Below are 26493 nucleotides of genomic sequence, written 5' to 3' on the forward strand. Positions count from 1 at the left end.
CCTGATCTGTTTCTATCATTGAGAGCGATTTATCACTCAGTAGAGGAGGAAACAATCTCATGGCTAACGATAACGTTGTACAGTTTACCGATGATAATTTTGATGCGGAAGTTCTCAAAGCTGACCAGCCCGTGCTGGTCGACTTCTGGGCCACTTGGTGCGCCCCTTGTAAAGCGATCGCCCCGGTTATTGACGAGCTGGCCAATCAGTTCAGTGGTCAAGTCAAAATCGGCAAGGTAAATGTGGATGAAAACCCCAACACTCCCGGCCAGTACGGCGTGCGCGGCATTCCGACCCTGGTACTGTTCAAAAACGGTGAGGTGGTGGACCAACTGGTTGGTGCGATTCCCAAGAATCAGCTTGAGGAGTTCATCAACAAAGCACTGTAAACCACGGTCACATCAAGGAACACGTAAAAAACCCGGAGTTTCCCTCCGGGTTTTTTACGTTCAGGACTCTTCTGCCGCATCACTGGCCGCCCGCAACAGTCGAAATACCTGACGATAAGCGCGCTTATCCTGCGGACCGCGATACCCGTTGAGCCATTTTTTCAATTCCACAATATCCACCAAAGGCAACAGCTCCTGCACCTCATCCATCGCTTCGGCTCGCTGGGTCACATCACACAACCGTTCACGCAACTGTTCCAACTGATGAGTCCGTCGATTCTGATCCAGTTGTTGCTGATGTTCACCGGCCAGAAAGGCGCGCAACTCGTCACACTGCTCCGGTTCGCGGCGCAATAGCCCGGAAAAAAACTTGAGTTGGCGCTTGCGCGATCCGTGGCCACGGGTCTGACGAACGTCATTCAGGGCCTTGGACAGAAGATCATTTAACGGCAACAGAGCCACTTCGGCATCCGGCAGTTCAGTCAGCTCCCAGGCCATCTGTTCAACTTCCTTGGCCGCCCTCTTCTTGGCTGACCGGCTTGGCTCCATCCCCTCATCCACCATCAAAACTCCTTACGACTGTCCAGCAACAGGGTCACCGGTCCGTCATTAATCAATGATACTTTCATGTCAGCCTGAAACACCCCACACTCGACAGCAATCCCACGCTGACGCAATCGGGCAACAAACCCCTGATACAAAGCATCCGCCTCATCTGGCGGTGCGGCAGCGGAAAATCCCGGCCGCCGCCCTTTACGGCAATCGGCCAGCAGGGTAAATTGAGACACGGCCAGCACCTTGCCACCGATCTGTTCCAACGACAGATTCATTTTACCGGCGTCATCTTCAAAAATACGCAGATTGACCAGCTTATCGACCAGGTAATCAACATCTGCCACACTGTCGTCGCGGGCCACGCCCAGCAAGACCAGAATCCCCTGATCAATAGCACCGGTGGTGTCACCATCCACCTGCACATCCGCCTGTGTCACCCGCTGCAATACCGCTCTCATGCATCCCCCTGCCATTGTTGCACCACTCGGGCTGCTTCACTGGCCGTGCGGGCAACAGCATCGAAATGGGCCGTTTCATCGCTATCGCCACCTACCAGAATTGTTTTCATGCCCAAGCGGGCGGCAGTATGCAGATTGGGTACCGAATCTTCGACCATGATACTGCACTGAGGCGCAACACCACTGGCCTTGAGCACAGCCAGATAAGGTAGTTCCTGTGGTTTTGGAATATAATTACTCACCCGGATATCGTAGATCGCTTCAAAACAGCGCTCAATCCCCAGGCAACCGAGCACCCGCTGGGCATGATCGCGACTGCCATTGGTAAACACGAATTTTCGCGCGCAAATTCGCCCCAGTTCCTGTTCGAGACACGGATCAGCGCTCAGACGGCTGGACACATCAATATCATGCACATAATCAAGGTAATGTTCGGCATCAGCACCGTACTCCTGAATCAGACCTTGCAGGGTCACACCGTAGACCGCCCAGTAGTGACGCCGCAGCCCGTCGACACGTTCGGGAGCAATGCCGACCACTTCGTGCATGTAGCGGTTAATGCGGACATCAATCAGATTGAACAGGTTGTGTTCAGCACTGTAAAGGGTGTTGTCGAGGTCAAAAAAAACCGCGTCCATCAAGCCTCCGGCCATGGATAATCACCGGTAAAAACCTGTTCGGCGGGGCCGGTCATCATCACGGTTTCATCATCGCAATACTCCAGGGTCAACACACCACCACGCAGATGATTGCGGATCGTGCGCTGGGTGCGCCCGGTGAGAAACCCGGCCACAGTAACGGCTGAAGCCCCTGTACCGCAGGCCAGAGTTTCTCCAGCTCCACGTTCCCAGGTGCGCTGGCGAACCTCGGAACCAGAGATGATTTCGACAAATTCAACATTGATCCGTTCGGGAAACAACGGATGATTTTCCAGCAGCGCGCCCCAATAGGCAACATCGAACTGCTCGACATCATCAACATAAACAACACAATGCGGATTGCCCATGGACACACAGCTGGCAGTAAAGGTGCGGTTTTTGACACGGATTTCAACCTCTAAAGCCTGGTCCTGTTGCGGCCCAGTCATGGGGATCTGGCCACGCTGCAAACGCGGCTGGCCCATATTAACCGTCACCTGACTGATGGCGGGGTTTTCCGTATCCGCCGTCACATCGACACTCAGCACGCCGGCGAGGGTTTCGATGGTCAGCTGCGAACCTCGATCAGATTGTTGATCACACAGATACTTGGCCACGCAGCGAATGCCGTTGCCACACATCTGCGCCTCGCTGCCGTCAGCATTGAACATGCGCATACGCGCATCGGCACAGTCCGACGGCAGAATCAGAATCAACCCGTCGGAACCGACACCGAAATGGCGATCACTGATGCGGACGGCCAGCTCTTCCGGACGATGCACATCCTGCTGAAACCCGTCGACATACACATAATCGTTACCGGCCCCATGCATTTTAATAAATTTCATTGCGTTTCCTCCGTAACAGTCTGTGGTAACGCGTCAGGACCATCCTCCCGGCTGTCAACAATCCGGGTTCCGGCCAGGCGATCACTCCAGCCGCGCTGTTGTTCATCACGCCAGATAGCGACAAAACCGGCTCCCAAGCACAACAACGATAACACACTTCCCGTCGAGCGTAATACGGTCTGGGCCATCGTTAAAGGCGCCCCATTGTCGCTAACCACCCGCACGGCAAAGAGGACTTTCCCCAACGTTTGCCCCGTAAGGTAATGACCGAGAAAAAAATAAAGAAACGCCATCAAAACGATCAACAGATAACAGGCCAGTCGCAACAGTGCATCCTGACGCACGTGTTCAAGCCATTGCCCCAGGGTCCAGCCTTGCAGATGCCAGGCCACCACAGCAAACAGGGCCAGCAATCCGACCAGGGCGAGCAGATCGACCAGTGTGGCCAGGGCTCGACGCCACATCAATTGGACCGGCAACTCTTGTGGCTCAGCGGCAGACCACCCTTCCCAGTTGTTGGTTGTTTCATGGGGATCATCAAGCAGAAAAGAGGGCAGCGCCATCTGTTCAGAACACGACGGATCTTTGGCCCCGCTCTGGCGTTGTTTTTCAACAGCACGCAACGGCGACATTCCAGACAAAGCTTTCACCGGTGTCGAAAAAATCTCCGCGCGCTTCTTCAGCTCTTCGGGACTGAACAGTTGCCCCTCAACCGGCGCATCAGGCCTGCGTCCCGCATGGCGGGCCAGTAATGGCGTGCCGCACTTTTTGCAGGCGCTCAATTCATCGAAGCTGTGATAACCACACTGGGGACAACGCATCTATCTCACTCCGAAACAATCTGCTCACGCGGGATCCGATTCAGATCACCATACTGATACTGCAAAATCGCCATCAACGCCATCCCGGCGGTTTCTGTCCTTAAAATACGCGGGCCAAGGCCTACAGCCACAAAGCCGTGCTCAACCGCCAGAGCGACCTCCTCTTGCGCCAGCCCCCCTTCCGGCCCCACCACCACAGCAACTCGGTCGGGAGAGATTTCCGGCAGCACGCGTTGCAGCGGCTGGTCCGCCTGCTCCCACAACACCAGTTTGACATCGGCATCACAGTGCTGCAACGCCTCTTCAAAAGAGCACAGAGCCGCAACTTCGGGCAGCCAGGAACGTTCCGACTGGCGGGCGGCCTCGGTAACAATTTTTTGCCAGCGTTCGAGTTTTCGGGCGGCTTTGGCTGGAGCAATGGGGTATTGGCAGCGCTGACAACGTACCGGCCTCACCTGTTGGACGCCAAGCTCCGTGGTTTTTTGCAGAATCAAATCCAACTTGTCACTGTGCGGCAGCCCCTGAATCAGGGTCACCGGCAAGGCGGTTTCCTGTTCCAGCCAGTGACGGAGACGTGTCACACGACAACGTTTCGGTGAGATCTCGTCGATTCGGCACTCTGCGCAACCGCCACGGCCATCGCACAAAACAATCCGGTCATCCGTACGCAATCGCAACACGGTGCTGATGTGATGAGCGACATCGCGAGGAAGGTCAGCACTGGAGTGGGTAAATGTTATCTGTGGAGTAAAAAAGCGCCGCATCAGTGACCGAGTCGATACTGAATACACGCCCATTCCTCATCATAGAACAGGTCAGGGGCATTCAGCCCCAGGGTTGAAAAGGCTGTGGTCACTAACGACACCTTCTCTTCAAGAATACCGGACAGAATTAACACGCCGCCTGGACGAACACGATCGATCAGAGCCTGTGCCAGGCGTATATTTTCTTCGGCAAGAATATTGGCCAGGACCACGTCGTACGTTCCTGTTAACTCTTCGAGCAACCTGTCCGTGACCTCAACACGATCGATCACCTCATTGAGGACACAGTTTTCGCGCGCTGTTTCACAGGCAATGGGGTCGATATCACAGGCAACGACCCGTTCGGCACCAAGGGCAGCGGCGGCTATGGCCAGGATACCGGAACCGGTACCCACATCGAGAACATGATGGATCGCCTCGCCACCATCGAACAACGCGGCCAGTGTCTCCAGGCACAAGCGGGTCGTGCCATGGGTGCCGGTACCAAATGCCATGCCAGGATCAAGCGTGACCACCACATCACCGTCTTGGCCGGAAAACTCTTCCCAACTTGGTTTGATCACCAATCGCGCTCCGATTCGCGTCGCCTGAAAGTGCTGTTTCCAACCTTCCGCCCAGTCCTGCTGACCGATATCCGCCACTCCGACATCTACCGCACCAAGGTCGGGGAAAAATTCAGCCAGCCGCTTTAAACAGCCCTCAACCGAAGCAACGCGCTGCGCTGCCGGCAGGTCTTCGTCAAAATAGGCTTTAATTGTAAACATGTCACTGTCTGTCTCATCCGGGTCCGGAGGGACAAACGTATCCAACTGTCTTTCCTCAACCACAACACCGACGCTGCCAAGCTCATAAAGCTCATGACACAACACATCGGCACAGGCCACGGGAACACAGACCTTGATTTCCATCCATTTATCAGTCATTTCGCTTATGTAGCAAAGCTGACTTTTAAAGGCAATAAAAAACCTTGACAGACCCCCAACCGTTACGTTTAAATTTTACCCCAAACTAATGAAGCACCTACCAGATAAGATACAGAGATACCATCATATAAAAATGTTTTTTTATGAGAGACACACAGATTGTACTTGCGGAACAGGCAAGACCTGATATAAACCATAACAGAGGTCTAATGAATCGCCTATGACACACAACCTGACAGTCTTTCTGCTTTCTGATGCCACCGGCGAAACAGCCGAAAACATTATTACAGCGGCATTAACCCAGTTCAAAGGGCAGTCAGTACAGATTAACAGAATCAGCAATGTTCGCACGAAAAATCAGGTTTACGAGGCACTGGATGCGGCTGCTGAACGCCGCGCGTTGGTCATTTATACCATGGTCAATTGTGAATTATCCCGTCTTGTTCACGATGAGTGTGAAGCCCTCGGCCTGACCAGTTTGGACATCATGACGCCGTTGCTGATGAAATGCTCGGAATTTTTCGGTGCCACTCCGAATGAAACCCCGGGCCTACTGCACAGCGTTGATGAAGAGTATTTTCGCCGTATTGAAGCGGTTGAATTCACCGTCCGCAACGATGACGGTCAAGAAGTCCGCTTTCTCAACAATGCGGACATCGTTTTGGTTGGCGTGTCCCGCACCAGCAAAACCCCGCTGTCCATCTATCTGGCGCACCGCGGCTGGAAGGTGGCCAACATTCCGTTGGTGCATGGAATCGACCCGCCAGCGGAACTGTTGAAAATGGACCACAAGCGAGTCGTTGGCCTGTTGATCAACCCGGAACGTCTGGTGGAGCTGCGCGCCTCACGGTTACGCAACCTCGGCCAGGACCCGAGAACGGCCTACGCCGACTTTGAACAGATTGAACTGGAACTGAAACAGGCGCGCAACTTTTTCCGCCGCCAGAAATGGGCCACGGTCAATGTCACCGGCAAAGCCGTTGAGGAGACCGCTAACGAGGTCCTGGTCAAATTGAAACTCAAATAACCTTCAGCCCCAAGCTGATTTGAACGAAGCAGTTCTTGCTGCACCACAGTAAAAATAAAGGAGATCAACCATGAAAATTCTCGTTGTTGAAGATGAGAAAAAAGTCGCCAGTTTTATCAAGCGCGGCCTCGAAGAGGAAAACTTTACAGTCGATATCGCTGCAAACGGCGAAGAAGGTCTTTATATGGCGGAAAGTAACCATTATGACCTGATCCTGATGGACATTATGCTGCCGAAAAAAGACGGTCTGACTGTCATTAAGGAACTGCGCAGCAAAGAAGTGACCACACCGGTACTGTGCCTGACCGCCAAAGACAGTGTCGAAGATATCGTTGCCGGTCTTGACAGCGGCAGCGACGACTACCTGACCAAGCCGTTTGCCTTTGCTGAGCTGCTGGCCCGTGTTAAAGCGCTGGTCCGTCGTGGGGCAAAAGACCGCGGTGCAGAGATCTACTTTGCCGATCTGCGCCTCGACCCGGTCACCCACAAGGTATGGCGTGCCGACAAAGAGATCGATCTGACGGCCAAGGAATACGGCCTGCTCGAATATTTTATGCGCAATCCCAACCAGGTGTTGACGCGGACCATGATTGCCGAACATGTCTGGGATTACACCTTTGACTCATTCACCAACATCATCGATGTCTACGTCAACTACCTGCGTAAAAAAATCGACAAGGATTACAGCAAAAAACTGATTCACACCATTCGTGGTGTCGGTTACGTTCTCAAGGAGGACTAATTGCTGAGTACGGCTAGAAGTCGTCTTACTCTGATTGTCGCGCTGGCACTGGCGGTGGCTATGGCCGCCAGTGCTGGCGTTACCTGTCTGGTCCATACCACCGACTGGTCAGCAAACGTGCGTCTGCTGACTATCGTCGCCTGCTCTATCGTTATAATCACCCTGTTCTCCCTGGGCTTCCGCCTTGTCCTCAACATCCATCGCCGCACGCTGCTGCAGATGGTTGACAATTTTCGCGACATGTCCATCGACCATCTGTCTCTGAGGGCTGATTTCCCAACGTCCTGCGTCGAGCTCGGAATACTGCGCGACGAATACAACGCCATGCTTGAACGCTTGGAAAGTGCGGTACAGCGAGTTCGTCAGTTTTCCGGTGACGCCTCTCATGAATTGCGCACACCGTTGACCATTTTGCGTGGCGAAACGGAAGTCACCTTGCACTGGGCCAAAACACCGGAAGAGTTTCGCGCCGCACTGCAGTCCAACATGGAAGAGATCGACCGGATGGGACGGATACTCGAAGATCTGCTCACGCTGGCCAAAAGCGAATCGGGCGAGCTGCCTCTGTCCATCGGCCAGCTCAGTCTCAGTGATCTGGTTCAGGAGCTTTACATTCAGGGCAGAACCCTGGCCGAAGGAAAAGACATCACCGTGTCGATGCACCATGGTGCCGACTCGGAAGTCTCCATTCGCGGCGATGATCTCCGTCTGCGCCAGTTGTTTCTCAACCTGCTGAGCAACGCCATCCGCTACACCTCTGAAGGGGGACGGGTGGATATTGATGTCTCACGTTGTGATGACACCGTAACCGTTGCGGTGATCGACAGCGGTATCGGCATCGCTCCAGAACATCTGCCCCATATCTTTGAGCGTTTTTACCGTACCGATGAAGCGCGAAACCGCGCCCACGGCGGCACAGGATTGGGGCTGGCCATCGTTAAATGGATCACCGAAGCTCACGATGGGACCATCCGTGTCACCTCAACCGTCAACGAGGGCAGCCGCTTTGAAGTGTGCCTGCCCCTTGCCGGACCAACACTTGGTGAAGAGTCGAAGGACAAGAACTGATTCTGTGCAAAAGCACAGTCGCACTTCTCATAAATTATTCTTGAAAAAACCATGAAACACGCCTTTCATCTTGATCTCTACTGCCCTTAGAATGCACGATAGGCTTTTGATAAAAGCTGTTTTTCTGATCAAACCGATTCTCACGTCAGCAATCGGTGACACCGTTTATTCCGTTTCACGTCAGACTGTATGGAGGTATCCCAATGAAGCGTTTAACCTGCGCCTTTATAACTTTGACAAGCATGCTCCTCGTTCCCCTGCTGTGCTGGGGCAACACGCCCGATTTTGTCAAACTGACCAAGGAACTTAAACCGGCGGTTGTCAATATCAGCTCCTCAAAAACCGCTGATGCCCACAGTTCCATGCTCAACCAGTTCGATTCGCGCCATCGCGATTTTTTTGAAGAATTTTTTGAAAATTTCTTCCAGGGCCGCGAAATGCCGCAGCACAAACAAAAATCGCTCGGTTCCGGATTCATCATCTCTTCTGACGGTTATATCCTCACTAACGACCACGTGGTCGACGATGCCGACGAGATTACGGTTCAGCTGGCCGGCGGTAAAACCTACCCGGCAACAGTGAAGGGCATTGACCAGAAACTGGACCTAGCTCTATTGAAAATCGACAGTGACGAGACACTGCCGACCGTCAAACTCGGCAATAGCGATCGCCTCGAAATCGGCGAATGGGTCATGGCAATCGGCAACCCGTTTGGCCTGGAACAAACCGTCACCGTCGGCATTGTCTCGGCCAAGGGACGTGTCATCGGCGCCGGCCCCTACGATAACTTCATTCAAACCGACGCTTCGATCAATCCCGGCAACTCCGGCGGTCCGCTGTTCAACACCCGCGGCGAAGTCGTGGGAATCAATACCGCCATTGTCGCCGGCGGCCAAGGGATCGGTTTTGCCATCCCCATCAATGCGGCCAAAAACATCCTGCCCCAACTCAAAGAAACTGGTCATGTCACACGTGGCTGGTTAGGTGTTACCATTCAGCATGTTTCCGATGAACTGGCCGATTCGTTTGGACTCGACACGGCGGAAGGGGCCCTGATTTCCTCTGTTGCGGGCAACTCTCCAGCAGAAAAAGCTGGCTTGGAACGCGGTGATATTATCCTGCGCCTTAACGATAAGAAAATTGTCTCAATGACTGACCTGCCACGATTGGTCGCGGAGATCCCAGTTGGAGAAACCGCTGACGTCACTGTTTTTCGTGACGGCAAAGAAGAGACATTTGAGGTTGAAGTCGGCAAAATGAGTGACGACGGCAATCCGGTCAAAGTCACCAGCCGCACCAACGCTCTGGGCTTAACGGTCATGGAGATCACACCTGAATTGCGCCGTCGTCTGAACATTCAGGCCAAACATGGCGTCGTCATCACCGCGGTTGAACCGAACAGCGCGTCCGCAGAATCTGGGCTACGTCCCGGTGATGTAATTATTGAGTTCAATAATCAGGAGATCGCGACAGCGCAGGAATTTAAAACGACTCTGGAGAAATCAGACAACAAAACCATCCAACGGCTGCTTATCCAACGCGGCAAAGGACTGTTTTTTATCGCAATCAAGGCGAAAAAGTAACTTGTCGGGGGTAAAAGACTCCGGCATCTGCGAACCACCATAAACACGTCATCCGCCACCACCGCTTGTCGTTGCCGTACAACGCGGTAACGACAAGCGATTTCCCGATGGGAAGAGATCATGCTTCTGTGCATTTGCACAGTGTTTTAGCCAGGGTGCTATGCTAGCTTTAATCATATGCGCATAAAACTTAAACACCAGATACTGATGGCACCGGCAGCGGTTTTGCTGATTATGAGCCTGCTGTTGGTCTTTCTTCAATACACCTACTGGGACCTGTCTGTCGAACGACGCCAGGCAGCTAACTTGGGCAAAGTGTTTATTTCGCTGGCAGAAGCGGATCTGGCGGCTAAAAGGATTCACGCCCTGTCCACCTCGCTGCGACGCAACTTCATCCTCAACGCCCCCAAGCTGGAGGAGATGGACCAGCTCTACGAGCATCTTTCCAGCGCCATTGACCGCACCCTGCTCTATCTGGAAGTCCCAAAAGAAACCGTCACGGTTCTCAATCAGGCTGTCGGCGATCTCGATCCAGCCGACGGCATTGATACTGAACGTTTTATCGAATCTCTGTCGATCCTGCGTCCGCAGTTGATCACTCTGATTGAAACCGCGCGCAGCCAGCGCGGCAAACTGAATAATCTTAAAAACGAATACATGGACGAACTGGTTGCCCGCACGGCCCTGGTGTCATTGATTGTCCTCAGCGCTGCCATCGTTTTGGGCATCCTGTTGTCGCTGTTTTTCTCCCGGCGTATTCTGCGTCGCATCCAGCGAATCTCCAATGGTGCCAGCAGTCTGGTGCGCGGTGAACGGGATTCCGTCAGCGCCCCAGAGACCATCAGTGATGAGCTGGACGACCTGACCGTTTCTCTGTTCAATATGGCTGACAAGCTGGTACGGGTGGTTGGTGCGGAAAAGCTGCTCGAAGGCGGCGAAGAGGAACGGCGGCGCATCGCCCGCGATCTTCACGACCAGACGTTATCCGATCTTTCTTCTATCCTGCGTGATATTCAGGAGTTGAAAAGCGGCAGTTGTGCGAATGTAGCGAACAGACTGGAAGAGGAATTACAAAGCGCCATCAATAATCTGCGTGCGGTTATGGACGACCTTCATCCACAAACATTGGATGTCCTCGGTCTCAATGCCGCTCTGCAATCACACATCGAAACCCATCGCAACAGCAACAACGGCAAACAGATGGAAAGCCATTACTACGCGACTGAAGCAGCAGAAGATCTGGCCCTGCCGAAATCTCAACAACTTCACCTGTACCGCATCGTTGTCGAAGCTGTCCACAATGTCTATAAACATTCCGGTGCCACCCGTTATGAAGTCAATTTTGATTTCTGCAATGATCAGGTATTGCTGTCGGTTGAGGACAACGGCAACGGGTTCACCCCCAACCAGGAGAGGCTTGGTCGCGGTCTGCATAACATCCAAGAGCGTGCCAGAACTATTGGCGCCACGGTTTCCTGGAAACCGTCACGTTTTTCAAGCGGTACCCGTTTTGAATTGACCATGCCGGTTATTCAGAAAACGCAACACAACGACAAGGCGGCATAACTACCGTCATTTCCTCGCAGGAGGATAGAGGAGAAACAGGTTATGGATCCCGTTAAAATTATCATCGCCGAAGACAACCCTAAGGATTTTGAATTCCTAGAACACCTACTGGCGGAACACCTGCAGCAGGCATTTCAGGTTTCCCGTGCCAGTAACGGTGAAGATGCTCTGAAAATGGCTCTGGACTGTGAACAACCCTTGGTTATCAGTGATATCCAAATGCCTGAAATGAACGGCATTGATTTTGCGAAATCGTTATGGGACCAGAAACCACAGGCGCGCATCATTTTCTGGAGCCAGTTTAAAGACGAGATGTATGTGCGTTCGCTGCTGCGCATTGTGCCACCGGAAACGGTCTACGGCTACATCCTCAAATCCAATACCAAAGAGAGAATTGCCGGCGCCGTGGTTACCGTGTTAATCGATGAGCAATGTTGGATTGACCCGGAAGTGCGCAAAGTTCAAGGCCGCACCGACCATAGTCAGACGGCGCTGTCCGACATCGAATTCGAGGCTCTGATTGACATCTCGCTGGGCTTGACCGACAACCTCATTGCTCAGCGACGCTATCTGTCACGTCGTGGCGTACAAAGTCGCCTCAACTCTTTGTACAACAAACTCAGTATCGATCAGGAACAATTCCAGGCCGAGAAAGTCGGTGAAGCGTTTAACCCGCGCAACCGGGCGGTATCCGTCGCCATTCATCGCGGCCTGATCAACTCCTTTGAACTGGAGCACGAAGAGAAGGAACTGCAGAAATGGTTGGTGCAGTTCAAACAACGTCATAAAATCGACGATTGACAAAAAACATCTGTCCGCTTTTCGCCATTAAAGGCCAAAATCCGCCATCTGCGGATTTTGGCCTTTTTTTGTCCAGAAAGGCGTAAACGGAAAAAGCATGGAATAACAACGTTCTACAGAATAAAATAAGTCGTTTTCTTCAACACAAAGTTGGCACTAAGGTTGCTCTTTTCTCCCCGACAGCCATTTAAGCTTGAAAGGGGAATTTTTTTATGATCACTGCAGTCTGGAACCGTCTCTGGGAGATGCACGTTGAGGTGAAATCTCTCACTTTGTTCAATCCGAAAAGCACCATCAAAAAACACCTTCATTTCAAAGAAGGCTTGCAGGAAAAGGACGCGGATCTCGTTCATGAAATCGAGGACGCTCCGGCAGAACACCTGGAACGATTGCGCACATCACCCGAGGGGATGCACGAAGAGGAGCCGAGGAGCTATACCACGCGCCAGAAAGTCGGTCTATGGTTAGGCCCTCTGTTATTCATCACCATGCTGCTGATTCCCACCCCGGCCGGCATGGAACCTTCCGCCCAGAAAATGGCGGCTGTCGCTCTACTGATGGCCACCTGGTGGATGTGTGAATCCATCCCCATTCCAGCGACCAGCCTGCTGCCATTGATGCTGTTTCCATTGCTCGGCATCATGCACACCAAGAGTGCCGCCGCACCCTATGCCAGTCATCTGATCTTTCTGTTCATGGGCGGCTTTATCATTGCCCTGTCCATGCAACGCTGGGATCTCCACCGCCGTATCGCCATGACGATTGTCAAACTGGTCGGGTTTTCGCCCAGTCGGCTCATTTTCGGTTTCATGGCCGCCACAGCAACCTTGTCCGCCTTTGTTTCCAACACCGCGACTGCCGTAATGATGATGCCTATCGGCCTGGCCATCATCAGCCACGTTATCGAAGAGGGTAAAAAAGAGGGGCTTGATAAAGAGATCGATTTCTCTCCTGAGCATTTCTCATTCGGCCTCAACCTGATGCTCGGCATTGCCTATGCCGCATCCATCGGCGGCATGGCCACTTTGATCGGTACTCCGCCCAACACCGTTCTTGCCGGTTATCTGAATAAAACCTACGGCTTTGAAATCAGCTACGTGGACTGGTTGAAAGTTGGTGTTCCTCTGGTTGTCGTCATGCTGCCGTTGTGCTGGTTGTGGCTGACCCGGATCGCCAACCCGATGAAACTGAAAAGAGTTCCCGGTGGTCGTGAAATGATCCTCGACGAATTGAAGCAGATGGGACGCATGTCGAGCGGTGAAAAATGGACCGCAGTGGTCTTTGGCCTCACCGCCCTGGGCTGGATTTTCCGCAAACAGCTCGGCTTTTTGTTCCCGGACCCGACCTTGGTCACCGATGCAGCCATCGCCATGACCGGTGCTCTGGTGTTGTTTATGATTCCGGTCAACATGAAGAAAAATATTTTCGTCATGGACTGGCACTGGGCGTCAAAAATGCCGTGGGGTGTTCTATTGCTGTTCGGCGGCGGACTGGCCATGGCGGCTGGATTCAAACAAACCGGCCTAGCCACCTGGATCGGTTCACAAGTCAGCCTGCTCAACAATGCCCCGATTCTGGTTCTGGTTGTAGCGGTTACCGCGCTGATCATCTTCCTCACCGAATTGACCTCCAACACCGCAACCGCAGCCATGGTTATGCCGATCCTCAGTGCTGTCGCCATCGGTATCAACCAGAATCCGCTGCTGTTGGTCATTCCGGCAGCCATTGCCGCATCCTGCGCATTCATGCTGCCAGTGGCAACGCCACCGAATGCCATTGTCTTCGGCTCCGGCTATGTCACCATCCCTCAGATGGTTCGCAGCGGGTTCGGACTCAATATCGTCGGTGTTATCTTTACGACCATTATCACCTACCTGTTGGTCATTCCGGTATTTGACATTGTCATCGGCACGCTGCCGCTGTGGGTCAAATAGAGCATAATATAAACGTTACAAAAAAACGGCACCAGGTTATCCTGGTGCCGTTTTGCGTTACAGGGTCGTGTTCCCCCACTGAGGTAAACACTCTACGGCTCAACAGCAAAGCACTCCCCCCATGGCAACCGGGTCAACGCTATCGCCATGGGGCTTCCTGAAACATGGAGGAAATTCAGTCGTCGCTTTTGCGACACAGGCCCCGCGCAACAGTAAGAGCAGTATCGATTTCGGCAAAGATGTTGCCCTGACCTATTTCATCGTATAGGTGTGTTTTCTGGAGTTTCTTCAGCAGATGCGGCCGTACTCCCGACAACATCAACTGCGTCCCGTCACGCTGGGTTTTCTCCAGCACATCTTCAAGAACCCGAATTGCCGTCGCGTCAATGGTGAAAATATGACGCATGCGCAAGATCAGAATCTGCGGCGGTTCCTTGATAATGCTCAGCGTATCTTTAAACTGATTGGTGGCACCGAAAAAAAACGGTCCGTGAATCTCGAAAACTTCGACACACGAAGGGATCTGGCGACCACAGATCGGTTGATCATCCTCCTCATCCTCTTCATCATTGATCTCTCGACTGATATGCCGCACTTCAGTGGCATTGGCCATGCGCTGCATGAACAACAGTGCCGACAGCACCACCCCCGTCTCAATCGCCACAGTCAGATCGACAAAGACCGTCAGCACAAAGGTGGTCAACATAACGACAATGTCGTTGCGCGGCGAACGAAACAATTTGACAAAGTGACGCCACTCGCTCATGTGATAGGCAACAATCAGCAGTATGGCCGCCAGCGTTGCCATAGGAATCAAACGAGCCCAGCGTCCAAACAGCATCATGATCAGCAGCAACGTCAGGGCATGAACAATGCCCGACACCGGCGAGGTTCCACCGCTTTTCACATTGGTTGCCGTGCGCGCGATGGCACCGGTCGCCGGAATGCCACCAAACAGCGGCGATGCAATGTTGGCCACCCCTTGAGCAACCAGCTCCATATTGGATTTATGACGCCGTCCAGTCATCCCATCCGCCACCACAGCGGATAACAACGACTCAATCGCAGCCAGCAGAGCAATGGTCAGGGCTGGAGAGATCAATTGTGGAACCATGGCCAGGTCGATTGACGGCAGATGCGGCATGGGCAGCGTAGAAGGCACATCGCCAAATGCGCTACCAATGGTTGCCACCGGCCAGTCCATCACATGAACCAGAGCTGTGGTCACCAGCAGGGCAATAATGGAGCCGGGAACCTTTTTGGTCACCTTCGGCCACAACAACAGAATCGCCATGGCCAGTCCGGCAATGATCACGGCATGCAGGTTAAGCGTGTCAATCGCGTCAACGTACAACAGAACCCGATCGACAATTCCCTCTGCAGAGCGGGTCAAGGTCAAGCCAAGCAGATCTTTGCCTTGCGTGATGGCAATAATCAGGGCAATACCGCTGGTAAAACCGATGGTCATCGGGTAAGGAATAAACTTGATCGCCCCGCCCAGGCGACACACCCCCATGACCACCAGCAAGGCACCGGCCATGATGGTAGCAACCGCCAATCCACCATAGCCATACTGCTGAACAATGGAGAATACCACGACGATAAACGCCCCGGTGGGGCCACCGATCTGCACCCGACTACCACTGAGCAGTGAGATGAGAAAGCCGGCGATCACAGCCGTATAAAGCCCCTGCTCCGGCTTAACCCCTGAAGCAATGGCAAAGGCGATGGCTAAAGGTAAAGCGACAATTCCGACGATCATGCCGGACAATAGATCTTCCACCAGCCGCTGGCGGTTGTAGCCCTCTTTGAGGCAACACCACAGCTCTGGTACCAAACGCGAAGTCATCAGCATCCTCCTGATAAGTTCGTCGTCAGGTAGATATCAGATGGTCATGGTCTTTACACGAGACACGGGACAGGGTAAAGGCGGGGCCAGGTGATAGGTACCTTACGAATCTTCAATTTCAACCTGAAGAATTCTTCAGGTGCCAAGTCTCGTTAGGCGATGTCCACCAATGGACACCGTCTGGCTGGTGGCTACTCTAAGACTTTTCGTTGAGTGATGCAAGGCGGGAACGCAAAAAATCGATAAAAGCGGCTTTGCGAGACAACATCTCGCAAATATTCACATTTTGAGAGTTACTAACGACGCAACTGATAACGGCGCACGGCCCGGTTGTGTTCTTTGAGTGTCTTGGAAAAGTAATGGACACCATCGCCGGTAGCGACAAAATACAGATAGTTTTCGTCAGCCGGATGAGCCGCTGCAGTGAGAGCATCGAGGCCGGGATTGGCGATCGGCCCAGGGGGCAAACCGCGGTGAACATAGGTGTTATAAGGCGTCGGCGTGCGCAAGTGGATACGGGTCAGGTTGCCGTCAAATTCACCCAGGCCATAGATCACCGTTGGATCAGCCTGCAGCAACATCCCCCGCTTAAGCCGGTTATGGAAGACCGCTGAAATCAGTGGCATCTCTTCAACATTACCCGCCTCTTTTTGAATGATTGAGGCGAGGGTGAGCAACTGCAATTCATTCAATCCCTGCTTTGCAGCCGCAGTCAGCAGGGACTTGTTGAGATGACGACGCATCTCTGTAACCATGGTGGTCAACACGGAAGATTCACTGACGCCGGGTGCAAAACGGTAGGTTTCCGGAAACAGATAGCCTTCCAGGGCGTCCACGCCCAACGCATTGAGGAAGTCACGATCTGAGAACAAGGCACGGTAGCGCTCGAGCTGTCCAATTCCGGCTGCGCTGCACCGATGCGCCACCTCAAGAGCCGTCATCCCCTCCGGCAGTGTGCATTGGACCAATTCCACCCGTCCTTCAACCAGAATCTGCAGCACCGATCCCGGCTGATAACGACCGGCGGCAAACCGATAACTGCCCGCCTGAATCTTCCGTCCCTGACCATGCCAGCGCGCCAAAACCCGAAAAGCAAAAGGATCAGCAATCAATCCATCACGATGCAACGTTCGCGCAACAGCAGCCAGCGATTGACCACTGGATACGGTGAAAAACAGGTCCCGATCAATCTGACAGGGGCGCAGGGCATAGACACCGAGCACCAGAAGAGCGAAACAGACAAGCACACCGGCGGCAAAAAATTTCTTGAAAACTCGCCGCTGTTTTGGCAACGCAGGCGATTCATTGGATGGAGATGAGTCGGCCACGCGGTTATCCTTTGAAACGACTTTCGCTTCCATCAAGCAATCGGGAGATATTGCCGCGATGACGATAAATAACACCGGCAGCAATCACCAGCGTGGCGATAAAAATCGGTAAAGAGCGCTCAAAACCATAGACCAGGGCCGGAATAACCGCAGCCGCACAGATCGACGCCAACGAGACGTACTGCCAGCGCCACAGGACAAAGGCAAAAACCAGCAATGCAATCCCCACTGAAGCCGGTGATAACACCAGATAAATCCCCAGAGCCGTGGCCACCCCTTTGCCCCCCTTGAACATCAGGTAGACGGGATAGCAATGACCGACAAACAAGGCCACGGCAACCCATGCCAGCACCTTGGGCTCAGAACTGTACAACCATTGTACTGCCAGCAGCGGCACAACCCCTTTGAGCATATCTGCCAGCAGGGTCAGGATCCCCAGTCGCTTTCCCGCTACACGATAGACATTGGTTGCCCCGATGTTGCCACTGCCGGCTTTGCGGACATCGGTGGCCCCACTCAAGCGTGTTAACACCACACCGCTGGGGATAGCCCCGATCAGATAAGACACCAGCAGGATGACGGTCAGCTCCATCATGATTTCGACCCTTTTCGTCTTTGAAAAAACAGGTTGCGCCCTGACTGTTTCTCCGGTTCACAGATACAGATTTTCGTCTGGGTTTAATACCACAATTTGCCTGGGAACAGAACCGTTATCTCCCGGCTCACCCGAGCAAAACCCCAGGCCCTGAGAGGAAGTATCGTCGGTAATGATTGCCTGCCAAAGCGGTATATGCCAGAATATACAAATCTTTTGTAACAGACGCGAACCGCCTGGTGCACAGTTCTCCAGACACCCGGTGTTATCCCCATCACGGCCACACGGCTACAACACGCAATGAGAGAAAGCAACCACCGATGCCCGACCATCTGTTTTTGTTGGATTTGTTGATTTTATTAGCTCTGGCCCTGGGCAGCGCGCTGATCTTTACGCGCCTCAAGCTGTCTCCGATCATCGGCTATCTGATCTCGGGGATCATTGCCGGTCCTTACGGTTTTTACCTGATCAAAAATATTCACGAAGTTGAAGTGATCGCTGAATTTGGCGTCATCCTGCTATTGTTCACCATCGGTCTCGAATTTTCGATCTCGCGGTTGTTGCGTCTCAAGAAACTTCTGCTGGCAGGCGGCCTGTCGCAAATTCTGTTATGCGGGGCCCTGTTCACAGGCATTGGCACCCTGTTCGGCTTTTCCATGACAACCAGCCTGACGCTGGCGATGGCTCTGGCCCTTTCCTCCACGGCCATTGTCCTCAAACTGCTCAGTGAACGCGGTGAGATCGACACCAGTCATGGCCGCATGTCGTTGGGGATTCTGCTCGCTCAAGATTTGGCTGTGGTGTTTTTTCTCGTCGCCTTGCCACTTTTGGCCGGGCAGGATCTGACCTTTTCCATCAAAGAGATTGGCAAGGTCGCCCTGTTGATGGTCGGCTTGCTGATCTTTTCGCGCTTTCTGCTCCAGCCGTTCCTGCTGGCGATTCTCAAGACGCGTTCTCAGGAACTCTTTCGCCTGACCATTCTCGCCTTGATTCTGGTCACGGCATGGCTAACCAGTGCCGTGGGCCTGTCACTGGAACTCGGAGCGTTCCTCGCCGGTCTGGCGTTGGCTGAATCTCCTTATGCCCACCAGGCGCTGTCGGATATCCTGCCGTTTCGTGACACGTTTCTGGCCATCTTCTTTGTCTCTATCGGTATGCTGGTCAATCTGGATCTGGTGCTCGCGAATTGGACCATCGTGCTTTCGGCAACCCTGGCGGTCTTTGCCATTAAATTTTTCGCCGCAGCCCTGGCAACAGCATTGTGTCGGTTTCCGTTGCGAATCATCTTATTAACCGGCTTCCTATTGTTTCAGGCCGGTGAATTCTCTTTCGTGTTTATGAAAGCGGCCACGTCGTTGCAGCTCATTGACGATCAGGTGTATCAGATCACCCTGGCGGTGATTGCCCTGACAATGATCCTGACACCACTGATCGCCGGCCAGGCCGAACGCTGGGCAGCCGCTCTATCCGGGCTGCTCGGTAAACCGCGCACCGAAATCCACCCGGAGATTCAAGAACAGACCGGCAACCTTACCGGCCATGTGATCATCGCCGGGTACGGTTTGTCAGGACGCAACATCGGCCGCATTCTGCGCCGTTTTCATATCCCACATGTGTATGTGGAACTCAACGGCGACAGTGTTCATAAGGGCCGTCAAAAGGGGGATTTTGTCATCTACGGTGATGCCACGTCGGGTGATGTGCTTCACGAACTCGGCATTCACCGGGCCAAAGCACTCGTCCTGTCGATTAATGACCCGGCGGCTCTGGCCCGGGCGATCCCCACGGCACGCCATCATAATCCGGATCTTTACATTCTCGCTCGCACCCGTTATGTCGCCGAGCTGGAACATCTGTGTGCCCTAGGAGCTAACGAAGTGGTCCCCGATGAATTTGAAGCCAGCCTGCAACTTGGCGCCAACCTGATGCATCGCTTTGAGTTCAGCGAGGGTCATATTCTCCACGTTATCGCCAACTTGCGTAAAGAACACTATACCTCAATGGTTGATGCCGAAATTCCAACCGAAGGATTATCTGTCCTCAAGGGAGGACGCCTGCAATATCAAGCGGTACCCGATGACTCGCCGTGCCTTGACCGCAGTCTGGCTGAAATGGATCTACGCAACCAGACCGGTGTCACCGTGGTTGGGATTATCCGCCAGAATCAAACCATCTATAGCCCGTCAGGCTCTTTCTGCCTCGAGAAAGGCGATACCCTGATGCTGCTTGGTCGCGAAGACGAAGTGGCGCAGGTGTGCGAACTGCTCCATGGCCACCCTCTTTAACCCCCCACGCTGAAGCCAGGCCCTGTCACCCGGAAACCAAACAAGCCGCCCACAGGTGCGGACGGCTTGTTTGGTTTGTCTTCGTGGAACCGAGCACACGCCCATTCACACTTTTTTAATGACTTGTTAAAGATCAACCTCTTCAAGGTCGTCCAGCCAGCCGCCGGTGTCATTGAGTCGCCGGAACAGCAAGCGGGAACATTCCTGCGGCGCTTCCTGACGGGCATGAATCTGTTTCAGAACCATGGTATCGCCACTGCGACCACAAATTTCCAATTTTCCGATATCATGACCGATGATGAACTTGAAACGTTTGGCGTAGCCATCCATGCGCCTGCGCGCCTCATCGACAATATCAACACCACGCTTCAGCGGCACCTGGAAATGGTGGCGCACGCGCGCCACGGGCATACACTGGTACAGGTAGTACGGATTCACTCCGATGCGCAGCAATCCGTTCATCAGCTCAGTCAGCGTTTCAACATCGTCGTTGACCCCGCTTAAAAAAACCGCCTGGTTATTCACCGTGACCCCCGCTTCGCGAACCCGTCGAATCGCTTCGGCCGCTTCGGAGGTCAATTCCACTGGATGATTGAAATGGGTCGGCATCTGCAAGGTTTTTTTGCGACCAAAATCCCGTAATACGTCAATCAGTTCGTCATCGGCAAATCGGATCGGATAGACCACCGGAGCCCGTGAGCCGATGCGGACGAAGTTGAGGTGAGGGATATCCTCCAAAGCAGCCAACATTTTGCGAATAACATGGGTCGGCAGCAACAGTGGATCACCACCTGAAATCACGACATTGGTTATTTCAGGATGCGCGGCAATATATTTTGCTGCGTTATGAAAATTTTCCACGGTTTGGTGGTTGGGTAGTCCTACCATCCGTTTGCGAAAGCAATGTCGGCAGTACATGGAGCAGTATTCCGTGGCCACCACCAACGCGGTGTAGGAATACTTATGTAGAATACCGTTGCCTTTATCGTGTTTGTCGTCACCGTAAGGATCTTTGGTTGTTTCGCCCATAGCACCGGCCACGACCAATTCTTCTGCAGCCGGAACCGCCAGTTTGCGAATCGGGTCGTGCGCATCGTTGGGATCAATCAGGCTGAGATAATAACGCGGGATATTCATCGGATGGGCTTCTGTCACGGTGCGCAGATCCGCCTCTTCGTCGTAACTCAGAGGAAGATAGGCCTTTAATTCGTCAACAGACGTGATGTTGTTGCTAAGTTCTTTTTGCCAATCAAGAGCCATCCAATCGGTTGGCAGGTCATTTTCCAGAGCAGATGTTGTCGATTTCATTGTATGTCCTCTTTCGTACCTATCGATTCAGTTAATCGAACCGGTCGAGTTTACGTTGCCGTTTCCGTTCACGTTGCAGGGACTCTTTTTGCTTGCGTTTACGCTTGGCACTGGGTTTTTCGTAATAACGCCTTTTCTTCATTTCACGAAACAACCCCTCCTGTTGCAGTTTTCGTTTCATCAAACGCATGGCTTTGGCCAGATTGCCATCAACCACTTTGAGTTCCACGGTCTCCCCTCCTTTCACGGATTTCTCATTGAATACATCATCATGAGACATACACCACAACAGGTTAACGGGATGAGACAGGCAGCGCAGAAACCACAGGAGAACACTCAGACAACAATGAAGGGCTGGCTACAACAAAGGATGGCCGACAAAACGACAAACAATTCGTCTCAATACGACCTGGAGAAGCGTACATCTTTGGGATTTTTGAAAGCGACGGGGCCACCCGCACCCGGTATTGAAGCGGATCACCTCAAACCAGTGCTGCCCCCAAGACAGAGGGTTCGTCCCGAACAGACCAGGCCTGAACGGTCCACCTCATGAGCGGGTCTATGGTCGGAACGTCCAGACAGAACGCCACCATATGCTTACCATGCTAACATAGCCATTCGGGCGGGTCAAATCGACAGGCAATTACTGGCGCAGAGCCACCGGCTCAGGAGAGTCGACAGCGGTTCCGGAACAAAAAACTTTCGGCTTTTCGACGACATAGCCTTGGACATAATCAACCCCGATCTCCTGCAACACCTGGAGTGTCTGTTGATCTTCGGCATGTTCAGCGACGGTCTTCAGCCCAAGAGCTGAAGCGATATTATGAATGGAGGTAACAATTTCCCGTGACAGCTCGTTTTCTACCATATCGACGATAAAGCTGCCGTCTATCTTAATCACGTCAACAGGAAAGTTTTTCAAATAGCGAAACGACGACATGCCACTGCCAAAATCGTCCAGGGCGAAGCGACAGCCAAACCGCTTAATACGGTGGATAAAAGTGACACTACGCTCCTCATTCTCTACGGCAGCGGTTTCGGTAATTTCGAAGCAAATCTTTTCCGCAGGGAACGTCGCACGGCGTAATTTCGTTTCCAGATACGCCAGAAAAGTTGGGTCATTAAAACTTTTCCCCGACAAATTGATCGCCATAAAATCAAGATTCTTCCAACGTTCACCATCCTCTTCAAGCCAGTCAAAGCAGTGATTTATCACCCAACGATCAATCGACGGCATCAGATCATAGCGTTCGGCTGCGGTCAAAAACTCTTCTGGAGCCAGGCTGCTGCCATCGGCCAACTGCATCGACAACAACACTTCATAACAATCACTGTGAGGCTCAACATTCCCAACGGGACAGATTTTTTGTCTTCGCAGAAAGAACAGATTTCGATGGAGAGCCTCTCGGATAAATGGCAGCGCACGGATCTGACGATTCAGCTTGCGATAAACCGGAGCAAGTGGATTGTACACTTTGAATCGACTGCGCCCCTCCGCTTTGGCCTGTCCACAGGCTTTTTCCGCACCAAGAAACACGTCGTCAACGGACTCATCTCCAGGTTCAATAATTTTAACCCCGACACTGACGGTCAAATTCACCTTTTCCAGATGCCAGACGGGTTCAAAAGACTGCGACTCGCTAACCAACCATTGCGCAAAGCCACGTGCCTGTTGGTCAGTGGACACCTTTTTCAGCACGGCAAATCGATCACCACCGATTCGCGCAACCACATCCTGCTCAGCAACTGTTCGTTGTAAAAAATGGGCATACTGAATCAGCAACTGGTCACTGACATAACTCCCCAACACATCATAGAGCGCTTGAAATCGGTCAATATCGACCAGAAGCAGGGCATATCTTTCATTTTGATTTCGAACCCGATCAATTATTGTGGCCAGCTCAGACATGAAGGTATTTTTGTTGTTGAGCTGGGTGAGAGGGTCATGACTCTCCAGAAAATTAATTTTAGACTGCATCTCCTGGCGCACTGACGCGTCGCGGAACACAAGAATCCCGCCATCTTTTGCATTCAATGCCGGATAAATGCAAATTTCCGTGGCAATAATCTCATGTTCTCTCTGCCAAAGGATCTCTTCATAGATGGTATCACGCTTTTGAGTACTGAACGTTCGATGGGACCACAATGGCTCAAGGGACACTTCATGGCCATAGCGATCGTGATAACGAAACAGAGAAAAGATATTTTTTCCACTCATCTCAAAGGAGCTGTAGCCGAGCATTCGACACGCTTCACGGTTGGCATAACAGCAAAGACCATCCGCATCGAATTCGCAGATCCCCTCGCCCACCGAATCGAGAACGTGACTCTTCTTTTCCGCTTGCTCTTTCAATGCCAATGAAGTGCGCTGCAGCCGCAACATCAATTCACGTGAGCGCCAGAGGCCAATGCTGACAAAGGAGCCGGCCACCCAACCAACCAGAGACGGTGTGGCGTAGCCAGCCAGGTCATAAGGAAGATCACCGCCCCATTTGACTTTCTGAACAAAGGAGATCACACAGACGATAACCGCGCCAAAAAAAGGCGCCACAAGGCAGCGCCAATGGCGGAACAACGTATGTGTTGGTATTGAGGATGATAATTTGGTATCGATCACGTCAAGCGTCCCACCTGAATATCCGATCGCCCGGCGCATCCATCAGGCACAGGCCAACAAGGTTAATGTGTTTATATTTCTAATTAACTTTTGCGGCGTATTGCGAGTTGACCAGCGACTGCAACAAAAACTATGTATCATGGTCTTTTTTTAATAGCAACCAATTTAACGATTCTCTCACGCAACCGCAACGTCGTCCCAGACAAAAAGACAAGCACCCTCCCAACAACAGTGCTTGGAGGGTGCTTGCCAACAGGACCAGACCAACACATCGTGTTGGTGGTAACGGATCAAGCTTGTGTGACCGGCTTGCCGTTCACGGGTTCAGCGGCGGCAACAGGTTGGCCGCTCAAGCCACCGGGACCACCCGGCATACCACCACTGCCCAGATGAACTGTCTGAAAATCCGGATAAGCACTGGCACCATGTTCGGAAAAGTCGAGACCGGTCATCTCTTCTTCAGCCGTCACGCGCATGCCAATAACCAGGTCAATCGCTTTAAACAACACCAGACCGGCACCAAGGGCCCAGACAAAGCAGGTAGCAATACCAATCAGTTGCACTCCAACGGTGTGCATTGAAAAACCAGCGCTGTCAAACAGGCCTGCGGCCAAGGTTCCCCAGGCACCGCAAACACCATGAACAGAAACCGCACCAACAGGATCATCCACTTTAATTTTATCAAAGAACAAAACAGACAGGACGACCAGGACGCCGGCAACCAAACCAATCACTACGGATGAAGGCACTGAGACATTGGCGCATCCAGCTGTGATTCCGACCAGACCGGCCAACGCACCATTCAACGTCATACCGATATCGCTTTTGCCAAACTTAACCCAGGTAAACAACATGGCAGCAACGGCACCCGCTGCGGCCGCCAGCGTCGTGGTTACGGCAATAAGGGCGATCGAGGTATCACCGGTAGTTGTTGAGCCGGGATTAAATCCATACCAGCCAAACCAGAGGAGAAAGACACCAAGAGAGGCAACGGGAATATTGTGACCGGGAATGGGCTTAACCTTGCCCTCTTTGGTATATTTGCCAAGGCGGGGACCGACAACAATCGCACCGGCCAACGCCAGCCAGCCCCCCACGGAGTGAACAACCGTTGAACCGGCAAAGTCGATGAAGCCCATCCCTTCGAGCCAGCCAGCGCCATGAAACAAGCTGCCCCAGGCCCAGGAACCAAACACCGGATAGATCAATGCGGAAACGAAGAATGAATATACCAGGTAGGCACTGAACTTGGTTCGTTCAGCTACGGCACCGGAAATAATCGTTGCTGCGGTCGCCGCAAAAACCACCTGGAACATCCAGAAGGCATAGTTCCAAGCCTCTCCGTCACCGCTGGCACCGCTGAAAAAGAAATCACTGGTACCAAAAAAACCGTTGGTAGTCCCGAACATCAGACCAAAACCAATGGCCCAGAATGCCAAAGCGCCGACAGAAAAATCCATCATATTTTTCATCATAATGTTGCAGGCATTTTTGGCCCGAGTGAATCCGGCCTCAACCATGGCAAAACCGGCCTGCATGAGAAACACGAGAAAGGCGGCAACAAGAGTCCAGACAAAGTTGAGATTGTTCTGAACATCGTCCGGCGTAATCGGCGCAGCTTCATCCGCCAGCGCAAAAACCGGCAGGGCCAGAAATGCCCCGACCAAAATAAGTGAAAGTAACCGTTTCATACTTTACCTCCTTGAAATCATCGCGTGGGTTTAAAGAGAATCGTTGCCGGTTTCACCGGTGCGAATGCGAATTGACTCTTCAACGGGAGTGACAAAAATCTTTCCATCACCAATTCGGCCCGTACAGGCTTCTTTCTGCAAAGCAGAGACAACATCGCTGACCTGCTGATCATCAACCACCAACTCGACCTTGACCTTCGGCAGGAAATCGGTTTGATATTCGGCGCCACGATACAGCTCCATGTGCCCTTTTTGACGCCCAAAGCCACGCACTTCACTTACTGTCATCCCGGCAATACCAAGATCTGTCAGCGCAGTCTTCACGTCATCCAGCTTGAAGGGTTTAATAATGCAATCGATTTTTTTCATGCCTCCCTCTCTTTTCCTGAATGTGGTTAAAAAAAAACGACGCCCTCTCTTCCATGACGGAAGAAAAGGCGTCGTTACCTGTAGAAAACCGGTGCATGCGCCATTGCACACCCGGACGCTCATCATTTATCGCAGATTTTACCTTAGCTTCTCCACCTTACACCAATTCAACAAATAAGGGGATAAAAATCACAATATCAACAAGTTGCACTAATCTCACTTCAAGCTGTTTTTTATCAATCCAGGGACAATACGTGATTTTACAGGCTGCCCCCCACTACGGGCAACCTGGGCAAAAATTAAAACCCTTGATGGCGACTCTGTAGAAAATGTA

The 26493-nt window shown here is 52.6% G+C and carries 24 protein-coding genes; 9 read left to right on the plus strand and 15 right to left on the minus strand.

Annotated elements, in window-relative coordinates; all coding sequences use genetic code 11:
• Positions 1–59 precede the first annotated feature (59 nt).
• Positions 60–389, plus strand: a complete 330-nt coding sequence (trxA, locus tag DACE_RS01385; RefSeq protein ID WP_005997735.1) for a thioredoxin TrxA — start codon at positions 60–62, stop codon at positions 387–389.
• A 60-nt stretch (positions 390–449) separates the two neighbouring features.
• On the opposite strand, the gene yjgA is transcribed toward trxA, so the two are convergent.
• From yjgA to prmA, 7 genes are read right to left on the minus strand one after another with little or no spacing between them, the layout of a single operon-like run.
• Positions 450–953 carry a ribosome biogenesis factor YjgA gene (gene yjgA, locus DACE_RS16905; protein ID WP_005997737.1) on the minus strand — a complete coding sequence of 168 codons (504 nt, stop codon included), beginning with the start codon at positions 951–953 and terminating at the stop codon, positions 450–452.
• Positions 953–1402, minus strand: coding sequence for a D-aminoacyl-tRNA deacylase (gene dtd, locus DACE_RS01395; protein WP_005997738.1), 450 nt, complete (start codon positions 1400–1402; stop codon positions 953–955). The genes yjgA and dtd overlap by 1 nt, the downstream gene beginning before the upstream one ends.
• Entirely contained in the window at positions 1399–2040 is a 642-nt protein-coding gene (locus DACE_RS01400; protein ID WP_005997739.1) for a pyrimidine 5'-nucleotidase, read from the minus strand. Before DACE_RS01400 ends, dtd begins: the two co-directional genes overlap by 4 nt.
• Positions 2040–2888 carry a diaminopimelate epimerase gene (gene dapF / locus DACE_RS01405; RefSeq protein WP_005997740.1) on the minus strand — a complete coding sequence of 283 codons (849 nt, stop codon included), beginning with the start codon at positions 2886–2888 and terminating at the stop codon, positions 2040–2042. Before dapF ends, DACE_RS01400 begins: the two co-directional genes overlap by 1 nt.
• Positions 2885–3709, minus strand: coding sequence for an RDD family protein (locus tag DACE_RS16910; RefSeq protein ID WP_005997741.1), 825 nt, complete (start codon positions 3707–3709; stop codon positions 2885–2887). Before DACE_RS16910 ends, dapF begins: the two co-directional genes overlap by 4 nt.
• A 5-nt stretch (positions 3710–3714) precedes the next feature.
• Positions 3715–4500 (minus strand): 16S rRNA (uracil(1498)-N(3))-methyltransferase, encoded by a 786-nt coding sequence (locus DACE_RS01415; RefSeq protein ID WP_005997742.1) that lies wholly within the window; start codon positions 4498–4500, stop codon positions 3715–3717.
• Entirely contained in the window at positions 4473–5381 is a 909-nt protein-coding gene (gene prmA / locus DACE_RS01420) for a 50S ribosomal protein L11 methyltransferase (protein ID WP_238326382.1), read from the minus strand. Before prmA ends, DACE_RS01415 begins: the two co-directional genes overlap by 28 nt.
• 235 nt (positions 5382–5616) lie before the next feature.
• On the opposite strand from prmA, the gene DACE_RS01425 reads away from it, so the two are divergent.
• The 7 genes from DACE_RS01425 to DACE_RS01455 all read left to right on the plus strand — a co-directional run bounded on the left by DACE_RS01425 (position 5617) and on the right by DACE_RS01455 (position 14117).
• A complete protein-coding gene (locus tag DACE_RS01425) occupies positions 5617–6423 on the plus strand; it encodes a pyruvate, water dikinase regulatory protein (protein ID WP_005997744.1) in 807 nt (268 codons plus the stop codon).
• Positions 6424–6493: 70 nt separating this feature from the next.
• Positions 6494–7165 carry a response regulator gene (locus DACE_RS01430; RefSeq protein WP_005997745.1) on the plus strand — a complete coding sequence of 224 codons (672 nt, stop codon included), beginning with the start codon at positions 6494–6496 and terminating at the stop codon, positions 7163–7165.
• Complete coding sequence (locus DACE_RS01435; protein WP_005997746.1) at positions 7166–8233, plus strand: sensor histidine kinase; 1068 nt, start codon at positions 7166–7168, stop codon at positions 8231–8233.
• A 203-nt stretch (positions 8234–8436) separates the two neighbouring features.
• Positions 8437–9816: a DegQ family serine endoprotease gene (locus DACE_RS01440; RefSeq protein ID WP_005997747.1), complete on the plus strand. Its 1380-nt coding sequence runs from the start codon at positions 8437–8439 to the stop codon at positions 9814–9816.
• Between the two features lie 177 nt (positions 9817–9993).
• Positions 9994–11382 carry a sensor histidine kinase gene (locus DACE_RS01445; protein ID WP_005997748.1) on the plus strand — a complete coding sequence of 463 codons (1389 nt, stop codon included), beginning with the start codon at positions 9994–9996 and terminating at the stop codon, positions 11380–11382.
• Positions 11383–11424: 42 nt separating this feature from the next.
• Positions 11425–12183, plus strand: coding sequence for a response regulator transcription factor (locus tag DACE_RS01450; protein WP_005997749.1), 759 nt, complete (start codon positions 11425–11427; stop codon positions 12181–12183).
• Positions 12184–12395: 212 nt separating this feature from the next.
• On the plus strand, positions 12396–14117 hold the full coding sequence (locus tag DACE_RS01455; protein ID WP_005997750.1) for an SLC13 family permease: 1722 nt from the start codon (positions 12396–12398) through the stop codon (positions 14115–14117).
• Between the two features lie 175 nt (positions 14118–14292).
• Here DACE_RS01455 and DACE_RS01460 read toward each other — a convergent pair whose 3' ends face one another.
• The 3 genes from DACE_RS01460 to plsY all read right to left on the minus strand — a co-directional run bounded on the left by DACE_RS01460 (position 14293) and on the right by plsY (position 17889).
• Positions 14293–15966 carry a SulP family inorganic anion transporter gene (locus DACE_RS01460; protein ID WP_005997751.1) on the minus strand — a complete coding sequence of 558 codons (1674 nt, stop codon included), beginning with the start codon at positions 15964–15966 and terminating at the stop codon, positions 14293–14295.
• A 296-nt stretch (positions 15967–16262) separates the two neighbouring features.
• The gene (gene mltG, locus DACE_RS01465) at positions 16263–17294 is read right to left on the minus strand and encodes an endolytic transglycosylase MltG (RefSeq protein ID WP_050769954.1); all 1032 of its coding nucleotides are present in this window, start codon (positions 17292–17294) and stop codon (positions 16263–16265) included.
• Between the two features lie 4 nt (positions 17295–17298).
• A complete protein-coding gene (gene plsY / locus DACE_RS01470) occupies positions 17299–17889 on the minus strand; it encodes a glycerol-3-phosphate 1-O-acyltransferase PlsY (protein ID WP_005997753.1) in 591 nt (196 codons plus the stop codon).
• A gap of 320 nt (positions 17890–18209) precedes the next feature.
• On the opposite strand from plsY, the gene DACE_RS01475 reads away from it, so the two are divergent.
• Positions 18210–20174 (plus strand): monovalent cation:proton antiporter family protein, encoded by a 1965-nt coding sequence (locus tag DACE_RS01475; RefSeq protein ID WP_005997754.1) that lies wholly within the window; start codon positions 18210–18212, stop codon positions 20172–20174.
• Positions 20175–20300: 126 nt separating this feature from the next.
• Here the strand turns inward: DACE_RS01475 and DACE_RS01480 are convergent, their stop codons facing one another.
• The 5 genes from DACE_RS01480 to DACE_RS01505 all read right to left on the minus strand — a co-directional run bounded on the left by DACE_RS01480 (position 20301) and on the right by DACE_RS01505 (position 26159).
• Complete coding sequence (locus tag DACE_RS01480; protein WP_005997756.1) at positions 20301–21482, minus strand: KamA family radical SAM protein; 1182 nt, start codon at positions 21480–21482, stop codon at positions 20301–20303.
• 31 nt (positions 21483–21513) lie between these two features.
• Entirely contained in the window at positions 21514–21711 is a 198-nt protein-coding gene (gene rpsU / locus DACE_RS01485; protein ID WP_040365879.1) for a 30S ribosomal protein S21, read from the minus strand.
• A 414-nt stretch (positions 21712–22125) separates the two neighbouring features.
• On the minus strand, positions 22126–24099 hold the full coding sequence (locus DACE_RS01495) for a putative bifunctional diguanylate cyclase/phosphodiesterase (RefSeq protein ID WP_005997758.1): 1974 nt from the start codon (positions 24097–24099) through the stop codon (positions 22126–22128).
• A gap of 290 nt (positions 24100–24389) precedes the next feature.
• The gene (locus tag DACE_RS01500) at positions 24390–25790 is read right to left on the minus strand and encodes an ammonium transporter (protein WP_005997759.1); all 1401 of its coding nucleotides are present in this window, start codon (positions 25788–25790) and stop codon (positions 24390–24392) included.
• A 30-nt stretch (positions 25791–25820) separates the two neighbouring features.
• The gene (locus DACE_RS01505) at positions 25821–26159 is read right to left on the minus strand and encodes a P-II family nitrogen regulator (RefSeq protein WP_005997760.1); all 339 of its coding nucleotides are present in this window, start codon (positions 26157–26159) and stop codon (positions 25821–25823) included.
• Between the last annotated feature and the right edge of the window lie 334 nt (positions 26160–26493).

Origin of the sequence: Desulfuromonas acetoxidans DSM 684, assembly GCF_000167355.1 — a bacterium.
Lineage (GTDB): Bacteria > Desulfobacterota > Desulfuromonadia > Desulfuromonadales > Desulfuromonadaceae > Desulfuromonas > Desulfuromonas acetoxidans.